We start from the raw sequence: 15,300 nt of genomic DNA on the forward strand, positions 1-15,300 counted from the left end.
GCCCCGCTTACTTCTTGGTGAGGCTGATGCTGCCGAAGCGCTTGTTGAAGCGCGCAACCTGACCACCGGCGTCCAGGAGCTGGCCGCGGCCGCCCGTCCAGGCCGGGTGCGACAGCGGATCGATGTCGAGGAGGAGCGTCTCACCCTCGGCGCCCCAGGTGGAGCGGGTCTCGAACACGGTGCCGTCGGTCATCTGCACCTTGATCATGTGGTAATCGGGGTGGGTGTTCTTCTTCACCGGATAATCTCCATTAAGGCGCTGGTTCCCGACCAGCACCGGCAGGCGGTCCCGATAGTCGAAGCGAGCCTTGCACGCAACCCGCCGGGATACCGGCTATGAAGCTATTGGGCGCGATTTTGGCAGGCGGCGCCTCCCGTCGCTTCGGGCGGGACAAGGCCCTGGCGTTGATCGACGGCCGTCCGATGCTGGACCATGTCGCGGGGCGGCTGAACATGCAGTGTGACGCGCTGGTCGTGGTGGGGCGCGACTGGCCGGGGCTGGAACGGGTGTCCGATCTGCCGGCTCCGGGGCTCGGGCCCTTGGGAGGTCTCGCCGGCGCGCTGGCTTATGCGGAGCGCAACGGGTTCGACGCCGTCCTCACGAGTGGATGCGATCTGCCCGGCCTGCCGGTCGATCTCCGGGATCGGCTGAAAACGCCCAATGCCCTGGTGCGCGGACAGCCGACTATCGGGCTATGGGAGAGCGGGCTGGCGACGCGGCTTGCCGGCTATCTGGAAAACGCGACGGACCTGTCGGTTCGCGCATGGGCGCTGTCCATGGATGCCCGCTGGATCGCGATTGAAGAAGCGATTCCCAATATCAACACGCCGGCCGATCTGGCCGCTTTCCGGCCATCCTGACCCACGAGGAGGTCCGGATGGCCGGATGCTGTGGCGTCACGCCGCGGGCGGGTCCGCGATCATGGCGGTGAAGCTCACCTCGGTGGCGAGCTTGCCTTCGATCGAGGCCTTGCCGGTGAACTTCGAGACCTTGCCGCGCATCTGCACGACTTCGACCTCGAGCGTCAGCAGCACGCCCGGCTCGACGGGGGTGCGGAACTTGGCGTTCTCGATTCCCATGAAATAGACGAGCTTGCCGCTGTCGGCGAGGCCGAGGCTCTCGACGGCGAGTACGCCCGCCGCCTGAGCCAGAGCCTCGACGATCAGCACGCCCGGCATGATCGGACGCCCCGGGAAGTGCCCCTGGAAGAAGCCTTCGTTGAACGTCACGGCCTTGACCGCGCGGATCGACTTGCCGGGGATGATCTCCTCGACCCGGTCGACCAGCAGCATCGGGTAACGGTGCGGGAGCGCCGCCATCACCCGCCGGATATCCAGCGGGCCGATGGCTGCGCCCTCGGAGACGGTGGCTTCGCTCACCGGCCCTGCGTCGCCTTCGTGGCCGGGGTCGGCGTGGTGGCCGGGGCAGCGCCCTGCTGCGGCACGACGATGCTCGGCGTCGGGAAGGACGCGTCAAGACGCTGCACCAGCGTGGTGGTCACGTCAGCGGCCGGGTCCGACGCGAGGGTCGCGTCCTTGCTCATCACGATCGCGGCCTTGCGCTCGGCGCGGATCTGCTCAGCCACCGGGCCGGCATGCTCGATGATCTGCTGACGGACATAAGCCGCCGCCTGGTTCACTTCCTGCTGGATTTCCTGGAGGGACTGCTCGGCGGCCTGAGCGCGCTCGCCGGCCTGCTGGAGGGCGCTCTGCGTCGCGGCGGGGATCGGCGTGCCCGGCTTGGCGACCTTCTTTGCGCTCTCGACCTGCGTGTTGTAGGCTTGTGCAGCCGACTGGAACGCCGTGCGGCGCGAGCTGAGCTGGCCGTCATACTTGGTGCGAAGCTGCTGCGTGCCGCTCTTGGCGGCCGCCGAGTTCTGGAACACCTGGTCGAAATCGACGACGAGCACCGACGAATCCGCCAGCGCCGGGATGGCGGCGAACGAAGCAGCCGCGGTCGCGACAAGCAGAGCCGACTTGAAGATCTTGGTCATCAGAACTGAGTTCCCACGTTGAAGGAGAAGAGCTTGGTGTCGTCGCCCTTTTGCTTGACCAGCGCCTTGGCGATGTCAATCCGCAGCGGACCGAAAGGCGAATTCCACGAAACGCCGAAACCGACCGAAACGCGCGGCTTCCAGCTGTTGCCGTAATAAATTTCCTTGAACGGCGAGGCCACCTGGAAAGTGTAGAGCGAACTTCCGGCAGCGCAACCGCCTGCGGGTTGGACAACAGTCGAAGTGACGTTGCCCGAGGTATCGCGCGTGACGCACTGCTTGTTGCCGTTGGCGTCGAGCTGCGGACGCTGGAGGCGCGGATCGGCGGAGTCCGGAATGTCCTCCGTGATCGGATGCTTCAGGCCGAAGACCGAGCCCGCGTCCACGAAGATCGAGGGCTTGAACCCGGCTTCCTTCGCGCCCGAGCCGAGCGGGATCTCGACCTCGAGATGGCCGAGATAGGAAGCGCGCCCACCGAGCGCGTCGTCCTGGATCCTGCCGTCCTTGGTCATGTTGAGCGTGCCGTCGCTATTATAGATATAACGCACCACGCGCGGGCCGACGCCGCGGATGTCAAAGCCCCGAATCTGCGGCTCGCCGAGGTAGAAGCGGTCCGTCAGGCGGACGCGATCCACCTCGTTGCCCTCGTCGTCGAAGCGCTTCGAGCCATAAGGCAGGATGTAGCCCGCCTCGCCGTGGATGTTCAGGATGAAGCCCGCGCCGAGGTTGTGATATTTGTCGTCCTGCACGTTGGTGCGGACATATTTCACGCTGCCGCCAAGGCCCGCGAAATCCTGGCTGAAGATGAAGCGGTTGCCCGCCGTCGGCCGGATGCGGTTGTTCAGATTGTCGTAGACGATCGAGTAGCCGACCGACGACGTCGTCCGGTTGCCCACGGCGTCGCAAAGATAGCGGCCCGCCAGCACGGGATCGCACTCCAGCTTACCGTCGCCGTTGATGTCGGTGTAGTAGGTGCCCTTGTCGAGCGACACCTTGTCCTGGCTGAGGCCGTAGCGCGTCGCCATCGACCAGAATTCCGTGAGCGGGATGCCCATGCGAATCTGGAAGCCGGTCGTCGTCTGGTTATAGGTCGTGTTGCGGTCGTTGTCGGACGTGTAGTCGAACGAGCGATAGTCGCGCCGGAACACGTCGCCGCCGATCGAGACGTTCTTGTCGAACAGATAGGGCTCAGTGAAGCCCAGGCTGACCGACTTCGAGTAGGCCGACCAGTCCGCGCTGGCACGGACCGTCTGGCCCTTGCCGCGGAAATTGGCCTGTTCGATCGACAGGTTGACGATGAACTTCTCGAGGCTCGAATAGCCGGCCGAGACCTGGAGCTGGCCGGTCGACTTCTCCTGCACGTTCGCTTCGAGGACGACCTTGTCCGGCGCGGAGCCCGGCTTCTGGTCGATCTCCAGCTTCTCCTGGAAATAGCCCAGCGAACGGATGCGATCGCGCGAGCGCTTCACTTGGAAGCCGTTGAAGGCATCGCCCTCCGCCAGACGGAACTCGCGGCGGACGACCTTGTCCTGCGTCAGCGTGTTGCCGTTGATGTCGATGCGCTCGACATAGACGCGCGGCGTCTGATTCGCATGGAAGGTCACCCCCATGGTCAGCTTGTCGCCGTCGCGATCGAAGTTCGGCTCGATGCTGGCGAAGGCATAGCCGAGCAGGCCGGCCGTCTCGGTCATCGAATCGACCGTGTCTTCCACCGTCTTCGCGTTGTACCAGTCGCCCGGCTTCACGCGGATCAGCGAGCGCAGCGTCGCCGGATTGAGATCGCGGATGTCGCTCTCGACGTCGAGCTTGCCGAATTTGTAGCGCTTCCCTTCCTCGACCACGTAGGTGAGGATGAAGTCCTTCTTGTCGGGCGTCAGCTCCGCAACCGCCGAGACGACGCGGAAATCGGCATAGCCCTGCGTCAGGTAGAACTGGCGGAGCTTCTGCTGGTCATAGGCCAGACGGTCCGGGTCATAGCTGGTGCCGGACGACAGGAAGTGCGTGAGCGTCGCTTCCTTCGTCGCCATCTGCGCCTTGATCTGGCTGTCCGAGAAATGCTCGTTGCCGATGATGTTGATCCGGCGGACCTTGGACTTGTCGCCCTCGTGGATCTCGAACACCACGTCGACGCGGTTCTGGTCGAGCAGCACCATCTGCGGCTCGACGGTCGCAGCGTATCGACCCTGACGGCGATAGAGCTCGATGATGCGGCCAACGTCCGCACGCACCTTGGAGCGCGTGAAGATCTCGCGCGCGGAGAGCTTGATCTCCGGCATGATCTTGTCGGACTTCAGCCGCTTGTTGCCTTCCAGCACGATGCGGTTGACGACCGGATTCTCGCGTACGGCGATCACGATATCGCCGGCATTCTCATCGCGAATGGTGACGTCCGCGAACAATTCGGTGCCGTACAGCGTCTTGAGCGCCGTATCGCCGTCCTCGCGGGTATAGACGTCGCCGACGTGCAGCTTGATGTACGAAAGAACCGTCTCGGATTCGAGGCGCTGGTTGCCCGTCACCTTGATCGAGCGGATCACTTCCTGCGCCGTCGCCGGCGCAGGGGCCGCGACGGTCGGAGCGCCTGCCGTCAGCGGCACCGGCACGCCGTGCGGCTGGCGCGCCTCATGCTTGGCCTGAGCCGGAACCACATAACCCGTGCCGAGGATCGTTCCGATCAGCAGCGCGGACCCGATCCGGCTGTGCTTGCCTTCCATTCTCACGCTTGTACCCGCCCTCGCGCTTGCAAGACGGACATGACACATGCGCCATGCCCGCTGCTGCTCCCAGTCTTATGCCCCTGCCCGATCAGGCGCGGCCGATCAACCCGGCTCGATCCTGCTTGCCGTCGATCACCCTCAACCGATCAGGCTCGCCAACCTGTGCCACAGCCCCGCCGTCCCCAGATCGTTGAACGTCACGAACAGCATGAGCCCGAGCAGGAGCGCAAGCCCAGATCGAAACGCCCACTCCTGAACCTCCGGCGCGACAGGCCGCCTGCGCACTGCCTCGACCACATAGAAGAGGAGATGGCCGCCATCGAGCATCGGGATTGGCAGCAGATTGATGAACCCCAGATTGATCGAAATACCCGCCATCAGCAGGACGATCGCAAACCAGCCGAGCGTCGCCTGCTCGCCCGCCGCCCGCGCCACGCCGACCGGGCCGGAAAGCTCGGAGGCAGGCCGCGTGCCCAGGATGATCTGCTTGATCGCCGTCACCGTCGTATCGACGGCGCCCACGACATAGCCCGCTGCCCTCTGCGGCACGTCGCGCAGAGGAACCGGCTGGACCGTCCCGGCATGCGGCGCAATGCCCAGAACACCCTTGCGCGCGCGATTGCCGAAGCGGTCCTCCTCGATCGTCGCATGGGTGTGCGCCCGCACTGTCAGGGGCCTGCCGTTACGGATGAGATCGATGCGCAGCTCGGCATCGGGATGGAGGAAGGTGTAGGACGCGATATCCTCGAAACGGCGGATATGCTGGCCGTCGACCCGCTCGATGCGATCGCCCGCGACAAGGCCTGCCGCGGCCGCACCGGAGCCCGGCTGAACGAACGCCACCACGGGCTGGGTGACCGGCTCGCCATAGCTCATCAGGATCCCGGCGATCACGAGGAAGGCGAACAGGAAGTTCACGGCCGGCCCAGCCAGCACGATCAGGAAACGCTGCCAAACAGGCTTCGCCTGGAAAGTCTTGGCTCGCTCGACCGGCGGCAAAGCGAGCCACTCCGGGCTCGGCTTGCTCGCCGGGTTCATGTCGCCCGCGAAGCGGACATAACCACCGAGCGGCAGCCACGCGACCTTCCAGCGGGTGCCACGCTTGTCGGTCCAGCCGACGATTTCCTTGCCGAAGCCGATCGAGAAGGCGTCCGCCTTCACGCCGAACCAGCGGCCGACGAAATAATGGCCAAGCTCATGGATGAAGATCAGGGGTCCAATCACGAGCAGGAAACATGCCACCGCCCAGACGAACCCACCGACCTGTGTCATGCCGCCATCCTTCGCATCACGCCTGCCGCCTTTTGGCGGGCCTCGGCGTCGATGGCCACGACCTCGGCGAGCGTCGTGGGCGCAGATGGCTCATATTGCGCCAGAACTTCGGCAACGACGGACGCAATGTCCAGAAAACCGATCGCCCCGTTGAGGAATGCGGCGACCGCCGCCTCGTTGGCGGCGTTCAGGATGGCCGGGCGCGCGCCGCCGGCGGCCAGCGCCGCCTTGGCGAGCCCGAGTGCCGGGAAGCGCTCCTCGTCGGGCGCCTCGAACTCCAGCTTGCCGACCGCCGCGAGATCAAGGCGCGCGCATGGCGTCGCCATGCGCTTCGGCCATGCCAGCGCATGAGCAATGGGCACGCGCATGTCCGGCGCGCCGAGCTGCGCCAGCACCGAGCCGTCGATATATTCCACCATCGAGTGGATCACCGACTGCGGATGGATGATCGCATCCAGCTTGTCGGCGCCGATCGGGAAAAGATGATGCGCCTCAATGAGTTCGAGGCCCTTGTTCATAAGCGTCGCCGAATCGATCGAGATCTTCGCGCCCATCGACCAGTTGGGATGCTTCACCGCCTGCGCAGGGGTGACGCCGCGCATCTGCTCGCGCGTCCAGGTGCGGAACGGGCCGCCGCTCGCGGTCAGGATGATGCGGCTGACCCGGCCGGGCTCGGGATCGTAGCACTGGAAGACCGCATTATGCTCGGAATCCACCGGCAGCAGGCGTGCTCCAGCCGATTCGGCCGCCCGAATCATGATCGAACCCGCCGAAACCAGCGACTCCTTGTTCGCCAACGCCACGGACTTACCGCAGGAAAGCGCCGCCATGGTCGGCTCCAGACCCGCGAGACCGACGATCGAGGCCATGGTCCAGTCCGCGCCTCGACGCGCCGCGTCGACGATCGCCTCCGGCCCGCCCGCCGCCTCGACACCGCTACCCGCGAGCGCATCCTTCAGCGCCTGGTAGCGGCTGGCGTCGCCGATCACTGCGATCTTCGCATTGGTCCGCTTCGCGATCGCCGCCAGCCCTTCGACGTCGCTGTGCGCCGTCAGCGCCTCGATCCGGAAACGCTCGGGCTCGCGCTCGACGAGATCGAGGGTCGACCCTCCGACCGAGCCCGTTGCCCCGAGGATGGTAACAGTCCGCATGGTTTCACAATATCCCTGATGCAACGATCAGCGCGACGATGCAGAGCACCGGCACCACGCCGTCCAGCCTGTCCATCACGCCGCCATGGCCGGGCAGCAGCCGGCCCGAATCCTTCACGCCCGCGCGACGCTTCATCATGCTCTCGTACAGGTCGCCCATCTGCGCGGCGACCGCGAGCAGGCCGCTGAACGCCGCCAGCCGCACCTGCACATGAAGCACCGCCACCAGCCCGAGCCCGACGACCGTTGCCGCCACCATCCCTCCGATGAGGCCGGCCCACGTCTTGTTCGGGCTCCAGACCGGCGCCAGCTTCGGCCCGCCGATCGACCGGCCCGCGAAATAGGCACCGATGTCGGTCGCCCACACCACGGCCAGCGTCCAGAAGCTCAAATCTACGCCATCATACTGGTCATGGATATAGAACAGGCACAGAACAGGGAGGCCGGCATAGATCATGCCCGCCGCAAGCCGCAGGTTCCGCGTCGTGGCGGCAACCGCGACCGTCGCAGCGATCAGCCCGTAGAAGCTGGCCGGGGCGGGCACGTTGATATGCGGCTGTTCGAGAACGAGCGGCAGCATGAGGCCCAGGAAGGTCAGCCACATCTGCCAGCGCTCCGCACGGATCAGGCCGGCCCATTCGGCCACCATGATGAGCCCGGCGGCCGAGGCCAATATCCAGAACGGATCGCTGCCATAGATCAGGCAGGCGACGGCAATCAGGATCAGGATGACGCCGGTAACGGAGCGAACGGCGAGATCGGAGCGGCGGCCCGACGCGGCAGCGGCGGTCATAGGCCTCCGTACCGCCGCTCGCGCCGGCCGAACATCTCGATCGCAGCGGCGAGATGATCCCGGTCGAAATCCGGCCAGAGCGTGTCGGTGAAGATCAGCTCCGCATAGGCCGCCTGCCAGAGCAGGAAGTTGGACAAACGCTGCTCGCCCGACGTGCGGATCAGCAGATCCAGCCGCGGCAGGCCGATCGTGTCGAGACGCGCCTCGAAGGCCGCGTCGTCGAGCATGTCGGGATCGATCTCCCCTGCCCGCGCCTCGCGCATCAACCGGCGCGTCGCGCGCAGAAGCTCGTCCTGCGCGCCATAGTTGAGCGCGATGGCGAGCGTGAGGCGCGTATTGCCCGCCGTGCGCTCCACAGCGTCGTCCAGCATCTGGACGAGATCGGGCTCCAGCTTGCGATAGTCGCCGATGATGCGCAGCCGCACGCCTTCGCGCGCCAGCTCGTTCAGCTCGGACTTGATGTAGTGGCGCAGCAGACCCATCAGGTCCGCGATCTCCGCCGCCGGTCGCCGCCAGTTCTCGGAAGAGAAGGCGTAGAGAGTCAGCGCCTCGATGCCGAGATCGCCAGCGGCGCGGATCGTCCGGCGCACCGCCTCGATGCCCTGGCGGTGACCGGCCACGCGCGGCAGGCGCCGAGCCTTCGCCCAGCGCCCGTTGCCGTCCATGATGATCGCGACATGGCGCGGCACCGGGCCGATCGAGCCCCCCGCCGGCGCGGCGGAGGCGGCGCTGGGAAAGGCCGGCTTCACTTGCCGAGGATTTCCTTTTCCTTCGCCGCGGTCGCCGCGTCGATGTCGGCGATGGTGCTGTCGGTCAGCTTTTGCACATCGCCTTCGTGGCGCTTGCGCTCGTCTTCCGACAGGCCGTTCTTCTTCTCGTCGGTCTTGAGGTTATCCATGCCGTCGCGGCGGACGTTGCGGACCGCGATGCGCGCCTTCTCGGCGTACTGGCCGCAGAGCTTGGCCAGTTCCTTGCGGCGCTCCTCGGTCAGGTCCGGGATCGGCAGGCGCAGCGTCTGGCCGTCGACGATCGGGTTGAGGCCGAGGCCGGCCGAGCGGATCGCCTTGTCGGTCGGCCCGACATTGGACTTGTCCCACACCTGCACCGAGAGCATCCGCGGCTCGGGCGCCGACACGGTCGCGACCTGGTTGATCGGCATGTGCGCGCCATAGACCTCGACCGTGACCGGATCGAGCAGCGCAACCGATGCGCGGCCGGTGCGCAGGCCCTGGAGGTCATGCTTCAGCGACTCCACGGCGCCGGCCATGCGGCGCTCGAGGTCAGCCTTGTCGTATGCGGGTCCGGCCATTTTTATTCTCCGTTGCGGACGATCGTCGCCGTCCCCTCACCGGCGAGGACGCGGGCGAGATTGCCCTGCTCGCGGATGTTGAAGACGACGATCGGGATATTGTTGTCGCGGCACAACGCGATGGCGCTGGCGTCCATGATCTTGAGATCGCGGCTCAGCACGGTGCCAAAATCGATTTCATCGTAGCGCTTGGCGCCCGGCACCTTCTTGGGATCGGCATCATAGACGCCGTCGACCGAGGTGCCCTTGAAGATGGCATCACACTTCATTTCGGCGGCGCGGAGCGCAGCGCCGCTGTCGGTGGTGAAGAAGGGGCTACCGACGCCGGCCGCGAAGATCACCACGCGGCCCTTCTCGAGATGACGCTCGGCGCGGCGGCGGATGAAGGGCTCGCAGACCGAGGCCATCGGAATGGCCGACTGCACGCGGGTGTCGACGCCGATCTGCTCCAGCGCGTTCTGCACCGCGAGCGCGTTCATCACGGTCGCGAGCATGCCCATATAGTCGGCGGTCGCGCGCTCGAAGCCGACCTCGGCGGCGGCGAGGCCGCGGAAGATGTTGCCACCACCGACGACGACGCACAGCTCATGCCCGGCTTCACGGGCGGCGGCGATCTCGCGGGCGACGCGGGCGACGGTGTCCGGGTCGATGCCGAACTGGCCGGAGCCCATCAGCACCTCGCCCGAGAGCTTGAGCAGGATTCGTTGAAAACGCGGACGGGTCATGCAGGGAATATATCCGATCGGATCACAGAAAGTCGCGGCACCTTAGTGATGCCCCCCGCCCCTGCCAAGCAGCGTGACGCACCATCCACCACGAAAAGAAAACGCCCGCCGGCCCGCGCGCCCGTTTCCGGTAACGCGCGCGCCGACGGGCGCAATCCGTTTGCAGCTTAGGCCTTGACGCCGGCCGCAGCAGCCACCTCGGCCGCGAAGTCGCTCTCTTCCTTCTCGATGCCTTCGCCGAGCTGGAAGCGGACATAGTCCTTGAGGACGATCTTGGCGCCGGCGGCCTTGCCCGCCTGCGCCACGACCTCTTCGATCGGGGTCTTGTTGTCCATGACGAAGAGCTGCGACAGGAGCGCGGCTTCCTTCTTGAACTTCTGGACGGCGCCCTCGACCATCTTCTCGATGATGTTCTCCGGCTTGCCGCTCTCGACCGCCTTTTCACGGGCGATGCCACGCTCGCGCTCGATCATGTCCTGATCGAGCTGGTCGGCGTGCAGCGCCTGCGGGAAAGCGGCGGCGATGTGCATCGCGAGCTGCTTGCCGAGCGGCTCCAGCACGTCCACGCCGGCGTCGGACTCGAGCGCGACGAGCACGCCGATCTTGCCCATGCCCGGAACGGCCTGGTTGTGTACGTAGGGAACGACCGCGCCCTGCTCAACGGTCAGAACCTTGGCGCGACGCAGCGTCTGGTTCTCGCCGATGGTGGCAACGTTGGCGGTGAGCGCGTCGGCGACAGTGCCGCCGCCCGGATAGGAAGCCGCCTTGAGCGCCTCAATATCCTCGCCCGTCTCCAGCGCGATGCCGGCGACGTTGCGGACGAACGCCTGGAACTGGTCGTTCTTGGCGACGAAGTCGGTCTCGGAGTTCACCTCGACAGCGGCGCCCTTGGTGCCGGCGACAGTGACGCCCACGAGGCCCTCGGCCGCAGTACGGCTGGACTTCTTGGCGGCAGCCGCGAGGCCCTTGGAGCGCAGCCAGTCAACGGCGGCTTCCATGTCGCCCGCAGTCTCGGCCAGCGCCTTCTTGCAGTCCATCATGCCGGCGCCCGAGCGATCGCGCAGTTCCTTGACGGTGGCAGCGGTGATTTCCGCCATGTCTGTAATCCTTTCAGATGTGCATCGTCACCCCGGCCGAAACCGGGGTGACGGGGTGCGGGAATGGTCCCGCCGCTAGGGACGCGATCTTACGATCGCGTGACATCAGTTCAGGCGAGCGCGGCTTCGGCCGGCGGCTCGTCCATCGAGCCGAAGTCGGCGCCGCGGGCAGCCTGCGCGCCGTGGTTGCCACGGGTCGCGGCCTCGGCGATCAGCTCGCAGTAGAGGCGGATGGCGCGGCTCGCGTCGTCGTTCGCCGGGATCGGGAAGGCGATGCCGTCGGGCGAGACGTTCGAGTCGAGGATCGCAACGACCGGGATGCCGAGCGTGTTGGCTTCCTTGATCGCCAGCTCTTCCTTGTTGGCGTCGATCACGAACATCACGTCCGGGATGCCGCCCATGTCGCGGATGCCGCCGAGCGAGAGCTCGAACTTGTCGCGCTCACGGGTGAGCTGGAGGACTTCCTTCTTGGTGAGGCCCGCGGTGTCGCCGGCGAGCTGCTCCTCGAGCGCCTTGAAGCGCTTGATCGAGCCCGAGATGGTCTTCCAGTTGGTGAGCATGCCGCCCAGCCAGCGGTGGTTGACGAAGTGCTGACCCGACGCGCGAGCGGCCTCGGCGATCGGCTCCTGCGCCTGGCGCTTGGTGCCGACGAACAGGACCTTGCCGCCATGGGCGACGGTCTGGTTGATGAAGTCCAGAGCGCGCGCGAAGAGCGGAACGGTCTGCGACAGGTCGATGATGTGGACGCCGTTGCGATCGCCGAAAATGTAGGGCTTCATCTTCGGGTTCCAGCGGTGGGTCTGGTGGCCGAAGTGTGCGCCGACGTCGAGCAACTGATGCATGGAAACGGACGGTGCCGCCATGGGGATATCTCCTTCCGGTTGAACCTCTGCGGGGCAGGAACCCTAAGGCCGCCTCAAAGACGACCGCAGGCACCGGTTATGAGCGCCCCGCATGTGGAATGGGCGGCCCCTTAACCCCCTCGGAGCCGGAAATCAACCCGAACACGCATGTTCCGCCGCGCTTGACAACAGAACATACATGGAACATAAGAGATCAAGTCAGGAACAAGCCGCTGCCGAGTGTCGGAACGGACCGACGGCAGAACGATGAAGGGGTCAGGTCATGGTCCACGTTATCGCTTCGCTCGCCTCCCTGCTGATCGCGCTTGGCGCGCTGGCGGTGATCCTCCACACGCTGTCGGAGAGTGCCGACAAGATCCGGCTGGCGCTGCGCATCACGGTGGCCACGCCTCCGAAGATCGAGGCCCGGCCTGTCAGCATCAGGGCAACGGTGCGCCCGCTGCCGGCGGCACTGCCCGCTCGGCAGATTTGCGCCGCCTGACACGGGCATAGGCGCGGATGCCGAGGGGAATGGACGCCAGATAGAGCAGTGCGACGATCGACAGGGTCGGCCAGGGTGCGCTGACAAGCGCGCCGCCCAGCAATCCGATCACGACCAGCGCACCGAAGCGGATGCCCCGCCGAAGCCGCATCGAACTCCAGCCATAGGTAGGCACGCTCGACACCATCAGGAGGGCGACCATCGCCGTCCAGGGCGCCACGAAATAGGCCGACCGGAACAGATCGAGCTGCCCCGTCGCCAGCCAGAGATAGATGGGAACGAAGGCGAGACCCGCGCCGCCGGGTGCCGGAATGCCGGTCAGGAAGCCGGCTGCCTTGCGGGGCTGTTCGGTCGCGTCGATCTGGGCGTTGAAGCGGGCGAGGCGCAGCGCGCAGCATACCGCATGGGCGAGCGCGATCGTCCAGCCGAACTGCGGCATATATTGGAGCGACCAGAGATAGAGCACCACCGCCGGCGAGACACCGAAGGCGATCACGTCGGAGAGCGAATCGAGCTCGGCACCGAAACGGCTTTCGCCCTTGAGCAGACGGGCGATGCGACCGTCAAGGCCGTCGAGGACGCCCGCGACGATCACGGCGCCGATCGCCTGCTCCCACTGGTTGCCGATTGCGAAGCGCACGGCTGACAGGCCGAAGCACAGCGCCAGTGCCGTCACCGCATTGGGGGCAACCGCGCGCAGCGGGATGCCCCGGCGCGGACGATCGCGGAAGCGCGCGTTGAGCGACGCCATGCGGGGGCCCATCCTCGGATCGCGGTCCGCGTCGCTCACTGCGCGATACCGTCGATCCGATCGTCGCGGCCGACGACGCCGAGCACGGTCTCGCCCGCGATGGTGCGCTGGCCGAGCAGCACCTGCGAGCCGGTGCCGGCCGGGAGATACACGTCGACGCGGCTGCCGAAGCGGATCAGGCCGACGCGCTGGCCGGCGGCGATGATGTCGCCCGGCTTCACGAACGGCACGATGCGCCGCGCGACGAGGCCGGCGATCTGGGTGAAGCCGATCTTCAGCCCGTCGCGATCCTCGACGAGGATGTGCTGGCGCTCATTCTCCTCGCTCGCCTTGTCGAGATCGGCATTGAGGAACTTGCCCGAGATATAGACGACGCGGCTGATCGTGCCGCCGATCGGCGAGCGATTGATGTGCACGTCGAACACCGACATGAAGATCGACACGCGCACCACCGGCTCCGGCGACAGCGCGCCCTCGCCCACCAGCTCGCGCGGCGGCGGCATGGTCGTGATGAGGGTGACGAGCCCATCCGCCGGGGCGACGATCATGCCCGGCGCCTTGGGCGTCGTGCGGACCGGATCGCGGAAGAAGGCCAGCACCCAGATCGTGATGCCAACGCCCAGCCAGCCGAACGCCTGCGGCAGCAGCAGGAACAGGCCGACCGTGATCGCGCCGGCGATCGCCGCGAACTTGTAGCCCTCGGGGTGGACGGCGGGAAAGCGCCAGCGGACAGTGCTGGTGCCGGTGTCGGGTTTTTCAAGGGATGTCATCGCGTCTACCTAAGGCGTCTCCCATCCTCTGTCACGGTTGATCCGTGCCTCGCACAAGCCTAAGCGGCAGGGCAAACCTCAGCCGGCGCATTCGCCGGTGCATCAGCGGAGCCCCCATGGCCAAGATCAAGGTGCAGACCCCGGTCGTCGAACTCGACGGCGACGAGATGACGCGGATCATCTGGGAATGGATTCGCGAGCGGCTGATCAAGCCCTATCTCGACATCGACCTCGAATATTACGACCTCTCGGTCGAGAACCGCGACGCGACCAACGACCAGGTCACGATCGACAGTGCCAAGGCGATCCAGAAGCACGGCGTCGGCGTGAAGTGCGCCACGATCACGCCCGACGAGGCGCGCGTCGAGGAATTCAACCTCAAGAAGATGTGGAAGTCGCCCAACGGCACGATCCGCAACATCCTGGGCGGCACGATCTTCCGTGAGCCGATCGTGATGCGCAACGTGCCCCGCCTCGTGCCGGGCTGGACCGACCCGATCGTCGTCGGCCGTCACGCCTTCGGCGACCAGTATCGCGCGACCGATTTCAAGGTGCCCGGCCCCGGCACCCTCAAGATGACCTTCACCGGGGAAGACGGCCAGGTCATCGAGCATGAGGTGTTCCAGTTCCCGTCCGCCGGCGTGGCGATGGGCATGTACAACCTCGACGATTCGATCCGTGACTTCGCTCGCGCCAGCATGAACTACGCGCTGGATCGCAAGTGGCCGCTCTATCTCTCCACCAAGAACACCATCCTCAAGGCTTATGACGGCCGCTTCAAGGATCTGTTCGCGGAAGTTTTCGCGGCCGAGTTCAAGGACAAGTTCGCCGCCGCGGGCATCGTCTACGAGCATCGCCTGATCGACGACATGGTCGCCTCCGCGCTCAAGTGGAGCGGCAAGTTCGTCTGGGCCTGCAAGAATTATGACGGCGACGTGCAGTCGGATCAGGTGGCGCAGGGCTTTGGCTCGCTCGGCCTGATGACCTCGGTGCTGATGTCACCGGACGGCCGCACGATCGAGGCCGAGGCGGCGCACGGCACCGTCACCCGCCATTATCGCATGCACCAGCAGGGCAAGCAGACCTCGACCAACCCGATCGCATCGATCTTCGCGTGGACGGGCGGCCTGAAGTTCCGCGGCAAGTTCGACAACACGCCGGACGTCGTGCGCTTCGCCGAGACGCTGGAGAAGGTCTGCATCGATACCGTCCAGGGCGGACAGATGACCAAGGATCTCGCGATCCTCGTCGGCCCGGACCAGAACTGGATGACGACCGAGCAGTTCTTCGACGCGATCGTCACCAATCTCGAAACGGCGATGGCCGACTGGGCCTGATCCTTCCGGGATAAATGCATCGGGAGCGCGGGTGGGCTAG

General features: G+C 66.0%; 17 protein-coding genes. 3 read left to right on the forward strand and 14 right to left on the reverse strand.

Annotated features, from left to right (window positions below; translation table 11 throughout):
- Positions 1-7 precede the first annotated feature (7 nt).
- On the reverse strand, positions 8-238 hold the full coding sequence (gene rpmE, locus ST3T6A_RS0112680) for a 50S ribosomal protein L31 (protein WP_019833309.1): 231 nt from the start codon (positions 236-238) through the stop codon (positions 8-10).
- A gap of 98 nt (positions 239-336) precedes the next feature.
- Here rpmE and mobA point away from each other — a divergent pair, with 98 nt between their 5' ends.
- Positions 337-861: a molybdenum cofactor guanylyltransferase gene (gene mobA / locus ST3T6A_RS0112685; RefSeq protein ID WP_019833310.1), complete on the forward strand. Its 525-nt coding sequence runs from the start codon at positions 337-339 to the stop codon at positions 859-861.
- Positions 862-897: 36 nt separating this feature from the next.
- On the opposite strand, the gene fabZ is transcribed toward mobA, so the two are convergent.
- The 11 genes from fabZ to rpsB form a co-directional block, all read right to left on the reverse strand.
- Positions 898-1,380 (reverse strand): 3-hydroxyacyl-ACP dehydratase FabZ, encoded by a 483-nt coding sequence (gene fabZ, locus ST3T6A_RS0112690; protein WP_019833311.1) that lies wholly within the window; start codon positions 1,378-1,380, stop codon positions 898-900.
- Positions 1,377-1,994 carry an OmpH family outer membrane protein gene (locus ST3T6A_RS0112695; RefSeq protein ID WP_019833312.1) on the reverse strand — a complete coding sequence of 206 codons (618 nt, stop codon included), beginning with the start codon at positions 1,992-1,994 and terminating at the stop codon, positions 1,377-1,379. Before ST3T6A_RS0112695 ends, fabZ begins: the two co-directional genes overlap by 4 nt.
- Positions 1,994-4,708, reverse strand: a complete 2,715-nt coding sequence (bamA, locus tag ST3T6A_RS0112700; protein ID WP_019833313.1) for an outer membrane protein assembly factor BamA — start codon at positions 4,706-4,708, stop codon at positions 1,994-1,996. The genes ST3T6A_RS0112695 and bamA overlap by 1 nt, the downstream gene beginning before the upstream one ends.
- Before the next feature lie 141 nt (positions 4,709-4,849).
- Positions 4,850-5,983 carry a M50 family metallopeptidase gene (locus ST3T6A_RS0112705; RefSeq protein ID WP_019833314.1) on the reverse strand — a complete coding sequence of 378 codons (1,134 nt, stop codon included), beginning with the start codon at positions 5,981-5,983 and terminating at the stop codon, positions 4,850-4,852.
- A complete protein-coding gene (locus ST3T6A_RS0112710) occupies positions 5,980-7,134 on the reverse strand; it encodes a 1-deoxy-D-xylulose-5-phosphate reductoisomerase (RefSeq protein ID WP_019833315.1) in 1,155 nt (384 codons plus the stop codon). Before ST3T6A_RS0112710 ends, ST3T6A_RS0112705 begins: the two co-directional genes overlap by 4 nt.
- Positions 7,135-7,138: 4 nt before the next feature.
- Positions 7,139-7,927: a phosphatidate cytidylyltransferase gene (locus ST3T6A_RS0112715; protein WP_019833316.1), complete on the reverse strand. Its 789-nt coding sequence runs from the start codon at positions 7,925-7,927 to the stop codon at positions 7,139-7,141.
- Positions 7,924-8,676, reverse strand: a complete 753-nt coding sequence (locus tag ST3T6A_RS0112720; RefSeq protein WP_019833317.1) for an isoprenyl transferase — start codon at positions 8,674-8,676, stop codon at positions 7,924-7,926. The genes ST3T6A_RS0112715 and ST3T6A_RS0112720 overlap by 4 nt, the downstream gene beginning before the upstream one ends.
- Positions 8,673-9,236: a ribosome recycling factor gene (gene frr / locus ST3T6A_RS0112725; protein WP_019833318.1), complete on the reverse strand. Its 564-nt coding sequence runs from the start codon at positions 9,234-9,236 to the stop codon at positions 8,673-8,675. The genes ST3T6A_RS0112720 and frr overlap by 4 nt, the downstream gene beginning before the upstream one ends.
- Before the next feature lie 2 nt (positions 9,237-9,238).
- Positions 9,239-9,961, reverse strand: coding sequence for a UMP kinase (pyrH, locus tag ST3T6A_RS0112730; RefSeq protein ID WP_019833319.1), 723 nt, complete (start codon positions 9,959-9,961; stop codon positions 9,239-9,241).
- 167 nt (positions 9,962-10,128) lie between these two features.
- Positions 10,129-11,058, reverse strand: a complete 930-nt coding sequence (tsf, locus tag ST3T6A_RS0112735) for a translation elongation factor Ts (protein WP_019833320.1) — start codon at positions 11,056-11,058, stop codon at positions 10,129-10,131.
- Positions 11,059-11,168: 110 nt separating this feature from the next.
- A complete protein-coding gene (rpsB, locus tag ST3T6A_RS0112740) occupies positions 11,169-11,921 on the reverse strand; it encodes a 30S ribosomal protein S2 (protein WP_026359677.1) in 753 nt (250 codons plus the stop codon).
- Positions 11,922-12,183: 262 nt separating this feature from the next.
- Between rpsB and ST3T6A_RS0112745 the strand changes: the two genes are divergently transcribed.
- Positions 12,184-12,402 carry a hypothetical protein gene (locus ST3T6A_RS0112745; RefSeq protein WP_026359678.1) on the forward strand — a complete coding sequence of 73 codons (219 nt, stop codon included), beginning with the start codon at positions 12,184-12,186 and terminating at the stop codon, positions 12,400-12,402.
- On the opposite strand, the gene ST3T6A_RS0112750 is transcribed toward ST3T6A_RS0112745, so the two are convergent.
- The gene (locus ST3T6A_RS0112750) at positions 12,341-13,153 is read right to left on the reverse strand and encodes a CDP-alcohol phosphatidyltransferase family protein (RefSeq protein ID WP_019833323.1); all 813 of its coding nucleotides are present in this window, start codon (positions 13,151-13,153) and stop codon (positions 12,341-12,343) included. The genes ST3T6A_RS0112745 and ST3T6A_RS0112750 overlap by 62 nt on opposite strands.
- A gap of 35 nt (positions 13,154-13,188) precedes the next feature.
- Positions 13,189-13,923: a phosphatidylserine decarboxylase gene (locus ST3T6A_RS0112755; protein WP_019833324.1), complete on the reverse strand. Its 735-nt coding sequence runs from the start codon at positions 13,921-13,923 to the stop codon at positions 13,189-13,191.
- Positions 13,924-14,039: 116 nt separating this feature from the next.
- On the opposite strand from ST3T6A_RS0112755, the gene ST3T6A_RS0112760 reads away from it, so the two are divergent.
- Complete coding sequence (locus ST3T6A_RS0112760; RefSeq protein WP_019833325.1) at positions 14,040-15,260, forward strand: NADP-dependent isocitrate dehydrogenase; 1,221 nt, start codon at positions 14,040-14,042, stop codon at positions 15,258-15,260.
- The last annotated feature ends 40 nt before the right edge of the window (positions 15,261-15,300 follow it).

The organism is Sphingomonas sp. PR090111-T3T-6A (genome assembly GCF_000383095.1).
In the GTDB taxonomy this organism is placed as follows: domain Bacteria; phylum Pseudomonadota; class Alphaproteobacteria; order Sphingomonadales; family Sphingomonadaceae; genus Solisphingomonas.